This window comes from Paraburkholderia oxyphila NBRC 105797 (assembly GCF_000685075.1).
GTDB lineage: Bacteria > Pseudomonadota > Gammaproteobacteria > Burkholderiales > Burkholderiaceae > Paraburkholderia > Paraburkholderia oxyphila.
Genome location: NZ_BAYD01000109.1, coordinates 1 through 16,593 on the forward strand (window position 1 = coordinate 1; position 16,593 = coordinate 16,593).

Genomic DNA, 16,593 nt, shown 5'->3' on the forward strand with positions numbered 1-16,593 from the left:
CTCGCCGGGCAAGTCCTTTACCAATTCGGGATCAAGCATGCCGTGATGTAACTCACGTCTGCCCTGGCGGCTATCGCCACCCCAGAGAAACGTTGGTGCCGGACGAGGTCCATTGGGTTTCGCAGAACCGTGGCTGTTGCTTGCGCAACGCCAGTCAATGGCGGCTCATCGCCCGGGCGACCCGGTTATCCGCAAACAGGCGGTGGGGCAAAGGGAGGTCCCAATCAGAACCGTGGTTTTGGGCCAGTCGCACTACTGGGCTCGTCCCCTTGCACCACCGCTTACCCAAAGCAGCGCGCTATATCAAATGGCTTGTGCTCCCGAAGCATGTGATAGCAGGCGCGTGCCAGCTTGTGCGCCAGCGCCTTGATCGCGACAATCCTGTTCCTTGCTCGCTTTTTGCGTTCGTAAAAGCGCTTGGCTTCCGGGCACGAGCGAATGGCGAAGTTGGCCGCCTCGACAAATGCCCATGCCAGATACTTGTTGCCATTCTTCGTATTGCCCTCACCTTTCTTCCTGCTGTTGCTTTCGCGCCGGCTGTCTACGCAGCGGCAGTACGAACTGAAATTACCAACCTTGGTGAAACGCGAGATGGTTCCGGTTTCCAGCATGATCGTGGTTGCGAGAACCGGACCAATGCCCGGCACCGAGTTCAGCAACGCGTAGTCCGGGTGCGGTTTCACCCGCTCCATGAGTCGCTTCTCGATGATCCCGATCTCCTCCTGCAAGGTTTGCATGACAGCCAGATTGGCTTGCATCGCGAGCGTCACATCCGCCGCAAAACCCAATTTTTTCACTTGCGTCTCGTCCAGACGCTTGACCCGCTCACCCTGCATCTGCCCACCAGTATGGCGTGAGAACAGGTTTTCGATCGCGAGGATCTGGGCGGTACGGCACTGCACCAGTTGCATCCGCTTGCGAGAGAGGTCCCGCGCCGGACGTTCTTCTGCTGGATAAATGTAGCCTTCGGGCAATAGTCCCAGACGCAGCAGTTGTGCGAGATGCGCGGCATCGGTGAAGTCACCACTATGTTTGAGTCCCTCGTACTGCCTGATCGCCGCGGGATTGGCCAGATGCACCCGGTAGCCATCGTTCATCAACTCATCCACGAGCCAGTACCAGTTGAACGTTGCTTCGATAACCACCCCCACCAGCTCTTCGCGGTGCGGTGGCAGCGCCGCCCGGATCTGGGCCGGATCGTTCGGTAACCGCCGCTGGTAGATAACCCGGTCAGAGTCATCGCTGACGACGACCACACTGTTGTTCGAGTGCAGGTCGATTCCACTAAACTTGTTCATGCCGGCCTCCTGTGCGTCAAGTCGGTGGGTTTGCACCCTGACTCTACGCCAGCCGTTCTAATCGAACGGAGGCAGGCCGGCTATATGATTATCAGAATCGTGCAGGCCAAGGTCGAGATATTCCTGCACGTTGCACGGATACAGCAATGGGATCATGCAGGCAGAAAAGACGTGATCAGACTGATGCGGTAACGTTGAAGAATAGGCGCCATGGTCATCACCCGCCACCAGCAGCACGCCGCCGTGTTTCGCGGTGCCTGCGTCGTTCAGATGCTTGAACACATCTCCGCAGCGATCGACACCCGGGCCCTTCCCGTACCACATCGCGAACACACCATCGTATTTCGCCGGGCCAACCAGTTCGACGGTCTGTGTGCCCCAAACTGCCGTTACCGCCAATTCTTCGTTCTCCCCTGGAACGAACTTGACGTGGCAACGCTCAAGGTGCCTTTTTTGGCTTTCCATAGCGTCTCATCCAGCGTGCCTAACGGTGAGCCGCGGTAGCCGCTGATGAAACCGGCTGTGTTCAGGCCGTTGGCTTCGTCGCACAGCCGCTGCGTCAACGGTAGTCTGGCGAGCGTCTGAATGCCAGAGATGAATACCTTTCCAGTGGTTGCTACGTACTTGTCGTCGAGCGTTACGTCTGTGCGCTTGACCGGGTTATTAGCGTGCGCGCGTTCCGCACCCGCCTCGCGAGCTTCCGTAAGCATGGTCTTTTCCTAAGTGGTGATCAGTGTGCGCCGTGACCTTCTCAGCAGCCAGGTCGGGCTGCATCTGGTCACTAGTCGCGATGCCGCGGTAACGGCAGTGGCATTACTTTAAATACGGGCGAAAACTTTCTTTTGATAGCCTCCGTCAGTTGCGGTCGCTGCCGAGCATCACCTCGTGATGGCCTGCACCGGCGGGTATCATCGGAAAGCAGTTCTCTTCGGCTGTCACGTGCACATCGAGGAAATATGGGCCGGTACTGGCGAGGCACTCAGCGATCGCAGCATCGAGTTCGTCGCGCCGTTTCACAGTACGCGCTTGCCAGCCGAACCCGCGCGCTACCGCGACAAAGTCTGGCACCGCTTCGGTATAACTGTGGCTGTACCGGCCGCCGTGGATCAGCTCCTGCCATTGCCGCACCATACCCATGTAGCCATTGTTGGACAGAACGACCTTTACGGGTGTACGGTGTTGCATCGCGGTAGACAGCTCCTGGATGTTCATCAGAATGGAAGCGTCGCCGCTGACGCACACCACCGTTTTATCCGGATGCGCTATCTGGGCCCCGATAGCCGCCGGCAACCCATAGCCCATCGTGCCCGCGCCTCCCGACGTAAGCCAACGCATAGGCTCCTCAAATTTCAGGTACTGGGCGGCCCACATCTGATGCTGCCCGACATCCGTCGACACGATCGCATCGAGTCCTTCAATCTGCTCTTGCAGCCTGCACATCAGCGCTTGCGGAGCGATCGATTCCGGCGTGTCCTTGAATGCCAGAGACCGACGGGCGCGCCAGTCGTCAATTCGTTTCCACCAGTCTGCCAGGCAGCCCGGACTAGGGGTGCGCATGGCAACCCGGGCAAGCAACTCGGATAACACGGCAGTGCAGTCGCCGACGACAGGTATGTCAGCCTTCACTGTCTTATTGATCGAGGTCGGGTCGATGTCTACGTGCACAATCCTCGCTGATGGGCAGAAGTCTGCCAGACGGCTCGTCACTCGGTCGTCGAACCGGGCGCCGATGCAGACCACGAGGTCCGCATGATGCATCGCAAGATTGGCTTCCAGAGTGCCGTGCATGCCCAGCATACCGAGCCACAGCCGGCTAGACGCGGGAAAGGCGCCGAGCCCCATCAGCGTCAGCGTACAAGGCGCACCGATTTGTTCGACCAGCTGACGGAACAGAGTACAGGCCTCGGCACCCGAGTTCACCAGTCCGCCGCCGCCATAGAATACCGGGCGTGCCGCCTGGCAAATCGCGCCTGCGGCCTCCGAGAGACGGCCTTTCACCAAGGGCTTTGAACAACTTCTCGAGAATTCCGGCTCTTCATCGCGGCGCGGACCTTCAACGTCTGTCGAAAGCTGCACGTCCTTCGGAAAGTCCACCAGCACCGGACCGGGTCGACCGCTCTTTGCGATATCGAACGCGCGACGTACCGTTGCCTCAACCGCAACTGCTCGACGCACTTGAACGTTCCACTTTGTCACCGGGCGCGAGATACCAAGCGCGTCACACTCCTGGAACGCGTCCGTACCGATCACTGCACTAGCAACCTGGCCGCTAACGCACAGGATTGGCACCGAGTCGCACATGGCGTCTAGCAGCCCGGTTGTCGTGTTTGTCATACCGGGACCGGATGTTACGAACACCACGCCGACCTTCCCGGTGGTGCGGGCATAGCCTTGCGCCGCATGCACGGCCGCCTGCTCGTGACGGACCAGCACGTGGCGCAGCCGCGGTTCGTCATGAAGGGCGTCGTAGAGCGGAAGCACTGCGCCGCCAGGGTAGCCGAAGACCGTGTCGACTCCGAGTGCAAGCAAAGTCTGAATCAGCACGGCGGCGCCATCGCGATAGCGACGTGCAACGGGCCCCACGGGGCTGAAGAACAACGGGACATCGGCTACCGGAGATCCACGAGGGTCACCGAGCGCGAAGGCTTTACCAGGTGCGTCGCAATCGACACGTCTTCGCGGGCATCCGGGAACAATGGTATGGAACTTCATGAACCGCTCCTCATGACCTACTGTCGGCCAGCGCAATCACCGCGATTTCAACATCACAACCTGGTTTCATAAGTTGCGATTGCACGCAGGCGCGCGTCGGCGGTTGGCCTTCGGGAATCCATGCTTCCCATACGGCATTGAAAGCCGCAAAGTGCTTCGGATCTGTCAACCAGATAGTGGCTGACACGAGATAGGTTTTGTCGACACCCGCATCGGCAAGCAGCGCGTCGATACGATTCAATATGTCGTATGTCTGCTCTGAGACCGATGCATTCACGACATCGGGCACCTGACCCGCGAGATAAACGAAGCCATTGACGATGACAATCTGGCTCATACGTGGGCTGACATGAAGGCGTTCGATGGCTTTTGACATAATGTCCCTTAGGAAAGAAGCGCTGGAGCGTTGACGTAACCTGGCCGCATTCGGTGACGGCATTGCACATCGACAACCCGGCGCAGGCCGATGAAGCAACCGTTTTGACTACATGAGTATCAACAGGCGCAGTTGCTAGCGGTGTATCGCCGATAAAGGGAGTGGAGACCTTTCCCATTGGGCGAAGGTCAGCGAGAGGTTTGACGTCTGAAGTGGCTGATAGCGAATGGCCATTTACGCGTCACTGCTGCCGACGCGACGACATGGCGATTGGGAACGTTCGCTTCATGGGGACAGTATCATCATAGTCGGACATACTCGGCGCTCTGTCGCGACTTGGACGCGTGGTTCCGATACAACCACAAGGCCACACAGGCAATCAGCATGGCACCCAGTGGACCTGCGAGGCTTAGCGCCGCGAAGCTATGATGCAACGCCGAACTCATCGGCGCGCCGGCTTGATATCCGATAATTGACAGGAGCCCGCCCGACGCCATTGCGCCAAGTGACATGCCGAGCTTTTGCGCTGACAGGATCATCCCCAGATAAAGCCCGAGAGGTACTCCGCTCTGATCGGATTTCGCGGCATCCAGCATGGTGGCCATCAACGCTACACTGACCGCCGCACCGGCGATTCCGTACCCTGCGCCGCCAACGATTATGACGGGCAACCCGTTGCGGACGAGACCCAGCCAGTAACCCATGAAGGAGACGACCAAAACGATGACACCCCAGCGGAGCACCTGGCTGTTACCGATACGGCGTGCAACGGGGACAGCGAGCGGCAACCCCACTAAACTGCCAATCAATATCGGTCCTGCGAGCACGAACAGGTCCTCCGGACGACGCCCCAGCAAATACTTATTCAGGTAAGCGATCAACGAGTTGATGCATCCTGATGCCGCACCAAGAGCGACTATCACGACAATCAACGCCAGAAATGCCCTATTGCGGATGAGACTGGCGACACACTGTCGCAAAGACATTCCGGCCGAGGTTGCGGACAAGGTTGTGGACTGTCGGGGGGCGTTGCGCATGGTAACGAAGTACCACGCAAACAGCAGCGCAGCCGCTGCTGCAACGATCAGCGTCGCACTAACGTATCCCCTTTCCCCCTCACCGCAGCACCGGATAAGCATTGGCGTGGAGACAATCAGGGTAATGGTGGCGAGGTAGCTGCCCAGATTCCTGGCAGTGAGCAATTTGTTTCGCTGAACGGAGTCAGATGCCAATTCAACGACGAGAGCCAGATTGGTCACACCGAAGACCGTGTAGCAGGTTGCCTGCAGAATCTGGACTGATATAAAAAACATCGCTAGCAATGGCTTCGGGCCCAACTGCGGGTGAAGGAAAGTCAAGGGCAACAGCAGGACGAGACCCAGTGCGCTCCACATCCCGACGTTCAGATGCCCCCCCATCCGAGCTGCCAGTTGATCCGAATATCGGCCGATAGGCATATCGACAAGGACATCCCAAAGCTTTGGAATAGCGAGAATCACGCCGCCAAGCCACGGGTCGACATGGACGTACTCCGTGAGGAAATACAGCAGCAACATTGGAGCGAGAGTAATAGAGAGTGTACTGGCGGCGTCGCCCGCTCCAAATCCTGAAAGCCGCGTTAAACCGATGCTGGAGCTGAAATCCGAACTAGATGGCATGGTGAACCTCAATGAAGCATCCTGGGATGCGTATGACGACACGTCTCAGTGCTGGGCGTCTGTTTCGGCGAAGGGATTTTCCGTAGCCGGCCATAGCGGCCTGGCCGCCTTCAGGTATGTACGCGTGGCGAAATCCTTTTGGAGCGCTCCAGGCCCGTCGACATAAAGAATTTCCTTCGCGAGTGGAGCAAATCCGGCGTGGAAATGATTAGTTGACTTGATGACCAGAAGGTGACACTGACGTGGATCGAGCCCCAATGCAAACATGAATCCGGGGTCGAAGACCTGCGATCGATGCGTGTTCAGAACCAGGTTGATGCTGCTGGCGCTGACCCATACGGCATCGCCAATAGATAGAGGAACATGACCGAATTGTTGAGTGATCCCCGACGCGATCCGGCGAACGGTCACCTTCAAATCCAGCGGAATACCCGAGGCGGCGCCGATTTTTCCGCCAACGCGAAGTGTCAGTTGCGCTCCTTCGCCTGCCTCCTGGCACAACCTTACGGCCACCGGATCCCAGTGCAGCGCACTAATCACGTTGTCGATGCCTCGCTCGATGATCCGCCTGAGAATAAAAGTCGAGTCGCCCGGTGCGCCACCACCGGGGTTATCCGACATATCAGCAAGCACGATGGGGCCTTGAATGGCGGCGCATGCATAATCCAATGCGTCGTCGATGGATTGCGAAGTCGCAGCCATGGCTTCGCGTTTTGCCCAGATTTCCCTGCCCAATTCGCTCGCTACGGTAGCAGCCTTGCGTTGATCGCCGTCAGCAATCACAAGGATCTTGGCCCCGACCTCAGCGACATCGGCAAACGGGAAGCCGTGTACGAAGGACACGGAGAGAATGCCCTCGGTCCCTTCCATCGCCTTCATTCGGTCGACAAACTCGCGCAAAGGCGGGTCCTGGGTTCTGAAGGCGCCCAGCATCCGGCAGTCGAAAATCGCCATCCTCGGATCGACTTTGCCTGTCACGGTGTCGGAAACGAGTTCAAAGAGCTGAGCCGCACAAATTTCGATGTCAACGTGCGGATACTCCTTGTACGTCACAATCACCGTTGCGGCCTCCAGCATGAGGGGTGTCAGGTGAGCGTGCAGATCGAGCTCAGCGGCAATTGGCACGTCGGGTCCCACGATCTGGCGGACATGACTCAGTAAATCGCCTTCGACGTCGTCGTATCCGTCAGCTACCATTGCGCCGTGAAGCGCAAGCATCACGAAATCGACTTTTCCCGCCGCGATCAAATCGGCCACGATCCTGCCCCTGAACTCCTCATAAACGCTCCGGCTCGTCACGCCCCCCGGCTCCGCCACCGCGCATAAGCTTTCTACTACCGTCCAGCCTCGTGCTTCAGCCATTTGCCTCCAGGTCGCAAGCTGAGCTGAGCAACAGTTCAATCGGCGTTGCGTTGCGTCTCCGAAGGCGATCAGTGTCTGTTCAAAACTGTACCGTCCAGTCGGAATCGGCGAGAACGTGTTGGTTTCCGTATCGAGGCCAGCCATGAAAAATTTCACTTTCGCTCCGTTCAAAGTCACATTTCGGGCAGGGCAGCCGACGCATTCGAGACACGAGACGCAGATCAGTACATCACTGCCAAATGGGCCTCCATTGTCCAAAAAGGAAAAATATTAGTCAATATGGAAAATTGCAGGTTGCTGAGCAGCTTCCCATTGACGGAAGTCGGTCCTGCTGAGAAAGGGCGGTCCCTCAAGGCCGCGGTATCGCCGATGAATTTGTCATTTTGGAAAACTATTGCATTTTTGGAAAAAAATGCCCTACACTGTCCATCAATGCGCCAACGTGGCGCCTTCCTTCTTTTTGGAGAACCGCAATGGTGGGTCCAGAGATGGACGCTCGCATCCGCGCGCTTGATGACATTTTTTTGCCATTCAACCGCAGCGACGCGCCCGGTATGGTCGTGGGTGTCGCGCATCACGGCAGACTGCTGTACCGCCGCGGCTTCGGACTCGCCAACCTGGAGCACGCGGTCGCCAATACGCCCACCACGCGCATGAGGATCGGCTCGACTAGCAAACAATTCACCTGTCTCGCGACGCTACTGCTGGCCGAAGAAGGCAAGCTCGAAGTCGATGCGAGCATTCGCACCTACGTCCCTGAACTGCCCGTCCTGGCCGGCGAACCGACATTCCGACAGTTGATGACCCATACAGGCGGGTACCGGTGTTATCTGGACCTGGCTGTGATCGGTAACGCCGGCGCGATGCTGAAAGAGGGTAAGGCGCTGAGTTACCAGATCCTGCAGCAAGACGTGAACTTTCCTCCCGGCGAGCGCATGGCTTACTGCAACGGCGGCTACCACCTACTGTCGGTTGCCGTCGCGCGTGCAAGTGGCATGGCGTTTGAGACATTTTTGAAGCGTCGCATCTTCGATCCGCTCGGCATGCGCAATACCGACTCCGTGCCGAACGACTTAATCGTGGTGCCGCGTAAAGCAACGCCCTATGTGCGGCAACCGGACGGCCGTTATCTCCACGGCATGACGCCTGTGGAAGATATGCGCGGTGAAGGCGCGATCGTTTCGACCGTGGATGACATGCTTATCTGGCTGGCACATCTACGTGGCACGAAGCAGATCGGCAACGAAGCAAGCTGGGCGCAAATGCTGACACCGGCAACCTATTCGAGCGGTTTGGTCGGCACATATTGCCTTGGTCTGGCCAGAGAAACCTGCCAGGGAACCGAGGTGATCCATCATGCCGGAGGCGTGGTTGGTGGTGCTTCGCAGATGATTACGCTGCCGAAACACGAACTGGACATCATCGTGATCACAAACGGCGCGCCCGCCAATCCGGACGACCTTGCGTGGCAGATAATCGAGCGAATCCTGGGTGAGACCTTGCCGGGGAACAAACCGCCACGTGCCCGTACCAGCGATTCGAAAGGGCTCGTGGGTCACTACTGGTCGGAGACCACCAAAACGCTTGTCGAAGTCGTTGACGAGCAGGGCCACCTTGTTTTGAACTGGCTAAATTCGATCCAGTCGCCAGTCTTCGTACTTGAGGATGGGTATGGCGTAGCGTCTCGTGGAGTCGGGCCACTCACCTTTCGTCAAGCGCCGGCGTGTCAGGAAACCGGGGTACCTGTGCTGGAGCTAACCAGTTGCGGACACATCGAACGATTTGCGCGTCTGCCTGACGTCCCGCCGTCGGCGGCGGATTTCGCCCGCGGGTTGACTGGCACCTACGTATCCCACGATCTGGAGGCCGTCGCATCGATCCGTTTTGATGGCACCGCTGTCGCTTTCGATATGAAGGGAGAGTATGGAGGCTGGACGAGCGACTTGCAGGTGATCGCACCGGACATTGCGACAAGCGCTGTCGGGCCGGCCGTCTATGGCGTGCCGACTGTGCTCTACGCCGATCGGGACGAAGCGGGAATTGCACAGGGTTTCTGGCTGAGCACGCCCCGTAGTCGCAACCTGCGCTTTGTTCGCACCAGCCCTATCATCACCCAGGACTAAAAATAATGAGAATCTTTACCGCGACGCTGATCACCGAGACGAACACGTTTGCTCCGAGTCCCACCGGAATGGGAGGCTACGAAGCGTATGGGATCTACCATGGGAATGCCAGCAGCGCGGAGCCGGAAGGCCTGGGCGCGGCGACTGTGGAATTACGGCGGCTAGCCGATGCCGACGGACATGAAATTGTCGAAAGCTTGACGACAATGGCACAGCCGTCCGGCCGTACCGTGCAGCAGGCGTACGAGCGCTTTCGCGAAGAGATCCTCACTGATCTCAAAGCGGCCCTTCCTGTCGATGCCGTGATCCTTCTTCTGCATGGCGCGATGGTCGCCGAGTATTGCGACGATTGCGAAGGGGACCTGATCGAGGCAGTTCGCACGCTCGTGGGCGAAGACGTGCCAATTGGCGTGGAGCTCGATTTGCATTGCCATTTCACTGAGAAGATGCAGCTCAATGCGAATGTCATCGTCTGCTTCAAGGAGTATCCCCACACGGACATTATCGATCGGATGAGAGAAGTTTTCGCATTGACCGTAGCGTGTGCTGAGGGCCGGATTCGTCCCGTGACCGTTGCATACGATTGCCGGATGGTTGGGGTATGGCATACCACCCGTGAGCCGATGTCCGGATTCGTCAAACGCATGCAGGCACTCGAAGGAAACGGCGGCGTACTGTCCGTTTCGTTTGGCCACGGGTTTCCATGGGGCGATGTCGCAGACTCGGGCGCCAAGATCTGGGTCATCACCGACAACGACGAAGCCTTGGCTCGGCGCATAGCGACTCAGCCAGGCCAGGAACTATGGGAAATGCGCAAGGAGGCACGTCCACAGGCCGTCTCGATCGATGAGGCACTGGATCACGCACTGGCATTTGACGGCGGTCCTGTCGTGCTCGCCGATGTCGCTGACAATCCCGGAGGCGGCGCCCCTTGCGACAGTACCTTTATTTTGCAGCGGCTTGTAGAACGCGGCGTGGATAACGTAGCACTAGGCTGTGTTTATGACATAGGCGCCGTGCAGACTTGTAGAGAAGCCGGGATAGGCACTCGACTCACGCTCAGGATCGGCGGCAAGACGGGTGTTAGCTCCGGCGCATCAGTGGACTTGACGGTGACCGTACGCGCAATCGTGGATGAACATGTTCAGCGCATTGAAGGTGGCTGGGTATCCCGGCTCGGTTCGGCCGTATGGGTTTTCTCAGACAGCGGCATCGATATCGTGCTGGTCACCGTGAGAGAACAAACGATTGCACCCACAGCCTTTACTGATCTCGGGATCGATCTCAAGAGCAAGCGCCTTGTGGTAGTCAAGTCGATGCAACATTTCCATGCAGAATTTGCGCCGATCGCCCGTGAGGTACTCTATGTATCGACGCCAGGCGCATTGACGCCCGACTTCGCCAATCTCCCGTACCGCGTTCGCAGTCTGAACTACTGGCCGCGTGTCGAATCCCCCTTTCTATCCGCTTAACCCACATCTGATCCATACACACAAATTGCTACGAAGAATTTGCGCATCGCTGACGTCTTCAGACGGGCTATCAGGAAATCCCCAGTTGGACGTCGGGCGTTTGCGCACGGCAGCGCAGGCTGGTGTCGTTCCGCATGGGCAAGCTTTCTGTATGCGCGCAGAGATTTCGTCGAGTAGGCCGCGACAATGAAGAGCGGTAATGGTCAGGGTGGTACATATCTTCGCTTTCACCAGCAGGCTGGGTACCACTCTCTCGCGATCCTCCCTGTTCGTCGATGGAGGATAGGACCGTGCGGCGTAAATGGACAGGCGGCAGCGCTTGAATATACCGTTGCAGCCGTGCGCCCTCACGAACAACGGGCGGCCCTGTGATCGCTTTCAGCTCTCCCGATGCGTCGACTTCGCGAACATCGCCAGCAGTCTTGATGTGACGCAATCAATAATTATTCTAATTGGAAAAATTTTTCCAGTAATGTATAATTTACGCGCAAATTTGCGCGTGAGAGTTTTCTTTGCCATACTGTTACAACACTACCGAACTCCATCAAACGTCGACCCTATGGCCCAAATCAACCCAGGGCAAACTGTCCGAGCGCTGCGGAATCGCCTCGGGCTAACCCTGCAAGAGGTCAGCGAACGCACTGGCCTGGCGATTTCGACCATCTCAAAGCTTGAGATGGGAAAGATATCATTGTCCTACGAAAAGCTTTTACAGCTCAGTGTTGGGCTGGGTATCGATATATCTCAGTTGCTGGGGCTCCTTGCCAAGAGCCAAGAAATCGATTCCGCGCCCTCGGCGCCGGGGAGGCGCTCAGTTCAGAGATTGGGGGAAGGGTTGTCAGTAGAAACCCCTTGTTATCTGCAGAATTTTCTTGCAGTGGACGTGCTCAATAAGCAACTGGTGCCAATTTATGTCGAGGTCCGCGCTCGTACTATTGAGGAATTCAAGGCGGAATTTGGCGGCTTGATCCGGCATGCAGGCGAAGAATTTGGGTACGTACTGGAGGGTGAAATCGCGTTCCACACTGAATTTTACGCCCCGGTAGTGCTTAAAGCCGGTGAGTCCGTCTATTTCGATAGTGGCATGGGCCACGCATACCTTGCCGCTTCCGAGACCCCTTGTCGCCTCCTGTCCATCTGCTCCGGCAACGAGGAGCACATTGTCGAACGGTTTCAAAAGCGCTGATATCGCGCCGATGGTCGCGCATGACGACCTTACGCAGAAAATCGTCGTAGGCCGCGCGATCCGAAGTCACGATGCCCGCGCAGCATCAACGCCTGATCGATGACTTCCTTCCGGTAGCGATGCGACGACTCCACGCTGCCGTTCTCGTGACTTTGACTACGATTGTTGCGCGTGCCGACCATGCGTCATGCTCGAACAGCACGGCGTAGCGCACCGTGTAGTCATCTGCGTCGTGCAGATTCCTCCGTGCCGCCGACACACCCTGTCGGTGCGATGCTCAAGCGGGCAACCGCCGGCTTGCCAGAGTGCGTTCTTCAAACCCGCGGTCAGGACTTCGAAACTCTCGACGACACTGGCGTACTCCCGGCACGAGAAGGCCAGCACGAAGTGGTACAGCCGGAGAGCGAATGACGCGCCCGCAAAGGTCACGCTCAGTTCGGCCATATCGGCAAATCCCGACCGGCCCCGTGCACCGGGCTCATGCTGCTCGGGAAAAAACTTCCTTGGACGGACCGAACATCGCCCTCCAGTGCCTGACGCGTCGCTCGCGCGAAACGCCAATAGTTGCGTGGCTCTGAAACGGCAGTGAGGCCTCTCGTTTTATGCGCTGGGCTCTTTGCGCGCTGATGCGGGCCCTGGCGACGGCAATCGCTTGAGGGTGGCGTTTGCATTTGGACAGGACATGTGCAATTGAACGCCGAAAGATAGCAACCGATCGCACCACCCGCCCTTCCGACCCTGCACCCTCCATGATCACTCTCTTTCGTGGAACCCGTGCCATCGTCGGAACGATGCCGATCAGCCTGGATCAAATTTTCTAAACAAGAAAATTTTTCCCTATTGTATAATGGAAACCTTCTTGAAACAGTTGCACCACTAGTTCCGGCACCAGACGTTCGGGGATCCATCACAAATCTACACGGTGACGGCCCCTGCCGGTTGACAGCGGCGCGGTATCAAGAAGATGTACGTACTCAGCCTTATCGATCAGGAATCCTTGAAATATTCATTCATTATCTTTGACCAGACTTGGCTTCACTTATCGGAGCGTCAATCCTGAGATTCGACCTTGTACCCTGAAGGGCCAGGCATAAACGATAACCATAGTCTCCCGACGTGGAAGGGAACCCGCTCAAGCAGGTTGGACGTCGAATTGACACCAGGAAATTTATCTATTTTCAATGGAATCATGCACCTTACGACAATCTCTCCTGCGAACCAAAGGTTCGTCGCGAACGGCTATATCCCTATCACCGAGCGAGTTCGAAATGTCGAAAGCGAATTGGTCGTCAAATTGATCTCGAACAACCATGAGTTGATCGTCACCCATATACAAGGGCGGCCGATGAAATCCGCGTGCGACGATGAGACCGTAACGACGATCCTGACTCGACAAAAAAGATAAGGATCGACCATGTCAAAATTCGATACGATCGTGCTCGGAGCCGGCATCGTGGGAGTCTCCGTTGCCGTCCATCTCCAAAAACGTGGGCGCTCAGTCGCATTGGTAGATATCAAGCAGCCTGGCAACGGAACTTCATTTGGCAACGCCGGGCTCATTCAACGAGAAGGCGTGTACCCCTACGCATTACCTCGCGATCTGGGAACCCTGCTTCGCTATGCGCGCAACAAGTCACCAGATGTCCGATACCATCCAGACGCGCTATGGAAGCTGGGGCCGTTCCTCTGGAAGTACTGGCGCAATTCTCACCCTCATCGCCATGCCTCGATCGCTCGAGCCTATTCCACCCTGATCGAGCATTGTGTGGCCGAGCATCGTGCCCTCGCTAACGATGCCGATGCGATCAATCTGTTACGTCCAACCGGATGGATAAAAGTCTTCAGATCCGATGCAAAGAGGGATAAAGAAACGGCTCTGGCCGAACGGTGGTATCGCGAATACGGTGTCAAGTTTGAGGTGCTCGACAAAGCCGGTCTTCGCCAAAAGGAGCCGCACCTCGATACATCCCTACTCGGTGGCCTCCGATACATGGAATCCGAGTCTGTAAGCGACCCAAACGCACTAGTGATGGCTTATGCCAAGTACTTCACGCGACTCGGAGGACGCTTTTTTTTGGGGAACGCCACCACTCTCAAGGAGAATTGGGCTGTCGAAACAGAGAGTGGCCTGATTGCCTCGAACTCCGTTGTTATTTCCATGGGCCCCTGGTCCGAGCAGATTACATCCCGTTTGGGTTACAACCTTCCGCTCGCCGTGCAGCGCGGCTATCACATGCACTACGCGGCGCAGTCGAACGCGAGTCTGAAACATCCCATTCTCGACGTCGAGAATGGGTATCTGATCACCCCCATGACACGCGGCATCAGGTTGACCACTGGAGCTGAACTCGCGCATCGCGACGCGCGCAAGACTCCGACACAGTTGAGTGCGGTCGAACCGATCGCACGACGTCTATTTCCATTAGGAAACCGAATTGATTCTGAACCCTGGATGGGCAGTCGCCCGTGCACGCCAGACATGATGCCCATTATCGGACCAGCGACGCGCCACAAGAATCTCTGGTTCGCATTTGGCCATGCCCATCACGGATTGACGCTGGGTGCGATTACAGGACGACTGGTTGCTGAGATGGTCACCGGAGAACCCCTGGTAACCGATCCTTATCCATTTCGACTTGAACGCTTCAAAGTGTGAGACACATGGCCCCGAGAGCTCTTGTTGAGTTCGAGCTCCAAGTATCGTACAGGGTCAGCAACCTCAAGATTCGTCCAGGCGACATGTGCGATACATTGTGCGCCGGGCCCCCGCGAAAGTTGGACAGGCGGCAGCGCTTAAATCATGTGCCAGTCGTGCGCACTCCATTGCCTTTGCCCGGTAACCGCTGGAGCCCGAGAATCTGCTTCATCGCTTCGGACAGGTCGGATGTCGTTACAACCTGCCGGCAACTACCGCCGGCAGACTCCCGTATTGAAACAGGTCGCGCCGCGCGAACAACCGAACAACTGATTCGCATTGACCTGATAGCGACGCGAAACCGTCAAGTATGTTTGGAAGAACCCATCGAGGTTCTATCCCTGCCTGAGCGGCGCCGCTGACGCCGAGTTGATGAAAAGGTCGCGATTTGTCTCGCCGCACGCGAAGGCAACGCAGCAGCAACTCATGCTCACGCATTGGTCGGCGAAAATTATCACGACCGGCGTGCTGCCTGAAGCCGTCTACGCATAACCCTATACAGCGGTTGGCGTTGACGCACGGTGCGCTAGTCTACTCGCGACTACGGCGCAGCAGCATGGCCGGGGCCAACTCAGATGCGGGCACAGCAGATTCACCTGCTTCGTTGCCGCCAAGCTGCCTTCCTGATATTGCGTGCGCGAGCCAAACCCCTGGCTGGCGTTGACGCCGCGCCTGCATGCCACCGCAAATACCGATGCTCCAGGCTCCAGTGTTTCCTGCACGATGCGCTTTTTTCCAGCGCCGACGACGGCGGTTCGGCTCGGTCGGAATTTCGACGCTTTCCACGTAATGTCTAGACTTACTGATAGATACGAGGCTGTCGCTTATTTTGCGAATGTCCTCGTTTCTTCAGATACGTGTGGCCGCTCCACAGACCCGTTAGACCCGTTCAAATACAAGGTTGCGCGTCCGCACAGAATTGACCCGGAAGCCCGTCATTCTCCCGCCACTCTTTGAGAAGCTCAGGGCGCAGGACCATTTTGTGCTCGGCCGCGCGGACAGCCCAAGGGTCTCCCCGAGGCACTCCAGATCGGTCTCCACCCCACCCCACGGATCGTTATAGCGGATAACCAAACGCCCCTCATCAGTCGCTATCACGGCCGTGCCATTGGCATCGGCACAGCGATATTCCCCAACTGCGGCGGCCGCGAAGGCCACGACGTCGACCGAATCCTTTGACACCTTCCGATAAGTGGCCGACCGTCCACCGAATCTGATTGTCAGTCCATCGCCTCGATGGGCCCGGTCTAGACCGACTTCGATCTCTCCCAGACTCCGGCCCGGCGCAATTACGCGCCCGTCCGATCCTCGTTCGAGTTGCAGTCCCAGCGGCGTACCGCAAACGGTCAGCTCTAGCGCGCCATCCTTGTCGGTAAGGCTATAGAGCATTTCCTCGCTCGCGGACCACCATGTACCGAGCAGACTCTGATACGGCTCACTCGAGATCTTTGACGCCGGCACACCCAGCTCCCCGTCAAGCACGGCATCCAGCACCTGGTTGGCAAGTTTCACTGCATCGGCCTCAGGCGCACCGTTGACCAGAATCACGATGTCTAGCCCATGTTCCGGTGCCGTCAACATCTGGGCCGTTCCCCCCATGACTCCTCCGGCGTGGTGAACTACGCGCACGCCCCGGTATGTTTCGACCATCAGACCCAGCGCATACGTCCCAGTGGTACGGTCCGGGAAGGACTGACAATCGGTGAGTTCC

General features: G+C 57.4%; 10 protein-coding genes and 3 pseudogenes. 4 read left to right on the forward strand and 9 right to left on the reverse strand.

Annotated features, from left to right (window positions below):
* Positions 1–281: 281 nt before the first annotated feature.
* From BO1_RS39545 to BO1_RS39575, 6 genes and pseudogenes are all read right to left on the reverse strand, one after another.
* The gene (locus BO1_RS39545; RefSeq protein WP_028222300.1) at positions 282–1,298 is read right to left on the reverse strand and encodes an IS110 family RNA-guided transposase; all 1,017 of its coding nucleotides are present in this window, start codon (positions 1,296–1,298) and stop codon (positions 282–284) included.
* 99 nt (positions 1,299–1,397) lie between these two features.
* A pseudogene (locus BO1_RS58420) lies at positions 1,398–2,008 on the reverse strand (indolepyruvate ferredoxin oxidoreductase family protein); the annotation flags it as partial.
* A gap of 145 nt (positions 2,009–2,153) precedes the next feature.
* Positions 2,154–4,010, reverse strand: coding sequence for a biosynthetic-type acetolactate synthase large subunit (gene ilvB, locus BO1_RS54690; protein ID WP_084688615.1), 1,857 nt, complete (start codon positions 4,008–4,010; stop codon positions 2,154–2,156).
* A gap of 10 nt (positions 4,011–4,020) precedes the next feature.
* Positions 4,021–4,386, reverse strand: coding sequence for a RidA family protein (locus BO1_RS39565; protein WP_028222303.1), 366 nt, complete (start codon positions 4,384–4,386; stop codon positions 4,021–4,023).
* Positions 4,387–4,688: 302 nt separating this feature from the next.
* Positions 4,689–6,044: an MFS transporter gene (locus BO1_RS39570; protein ID WP_043288560.1), complete on the reverse strand. Its 1,356-nt coding sequence runs from the start codon at positions 6,042–6,044 to the stop codon at positions 4,689–4,691.
* Positions 6,045–6,089: 45 nt separating this feature from the next.
* Positions 6,090–7,562 carry a M81 family metallopeptidase gene (locus tag BO1_RS39575; protein ID WP_028222305.1) on the reverse strand — a complete coding sequence of 491 codons (1,473 nt, stop codon included), beginning with the start codon at positions 7,560–7,562 and terminating at the stop codon, positions 6,090–6,092.
* 317 nt (positions 7,563–7,879) lie between these two features.
* Here BO1_RS39575 and BO1_RS39580 point away from each other — a divergent pair, with 317 nt between their 5' ends.
* The 3 genes from BO1_RS39580 to BO1_RS39590 all read left to right on the forward strand — a co-directional run bounded on the left by BO1_RS39580 (position 7,880) and on the right by BO1_RS39590 (position 12,187).
* Positions 7,880–9,529, forward strand: coding sequence for a serine hydrolase domain-containing protein (locus BO1_RS39580; RefSeq protein ID WP_043288563.1), 1,650 nt, complete (start codon positions 7,880–7,882; stop codon positions 9,527–9,529).
* Between the two features lie 5 nt (positions 9,530–9,534).
* Positions 9,535–11,001, forward strand: a complete 1,467-nt coding sequence (locus BO1_RS39585) for a M81 family metallopeptidase (RefSeq protein ID WP_028222307.1) — start codon at positions 9,535–9,537, stop codon at positions 10,999–11,001.
* Between the two features lie 319 nt (positions 11,002–11,320).
* On the forward strand, positions 11,321–12,187 hold the full coding sequence (locus tag BO1_RS39590; protein ID WP_218002850.1) for a cupin domain-containing protein: 867 nt from the start codon (positions 11,321–11,323) through the stop codon (positions 12,185–12,187).
* A 29-nt stretch (positions 12,188–12,216) separates the two neighbouring features.
* Here the strand turns inward: BO1_RS39590 and BO1_RS61915 are convergent, their stop codons facing one another.
* Positions 12,217–12,369 (reverse strand): hypothetical protein, encoded by a 153-nt coding sequence (locus tag BO1_RS61915; protein WP_156992658.1) that lies wholly within the window; start codon positions 12,367–12,369, stop codon positions 12,217–12,219.
* Positions 12,370–13,601: 1,232 nt separating this feature from the next.
* Here BO1_RS61915 and BO1_RS39605 point away from each other — a divergent pair.
* Positions 13,602–14,843: an NAD(P)/FAD-dependent oxidoreductase gene (locus tag BO1_RS39605; protein ID WP_028222310.1), complete on the forward strand. Its 1,242-nt coding sequence runs from the start codon at positions 13,602–13,604 to the stop codon at positions 14,841–14,843.
* Between the two features lie 594 nt (positions 14,844–15,437).
* Here the strand turns inward: BO1_RS39605 and BO1_RS58425 are convergent.
* Positions 15,438–15,689, reverse strand: a pseudogene (locus BO1_RS58425) (transposase); the annotation flags it as partial.
* Positions 15,690–15,761: 72 nt separating this feature from the next.
* A pseudogene (locus tag BO1_RS39615) lies at positions 15,762–16,593 on the reverse strand (serine hydrolase); the annotation flags it as partial.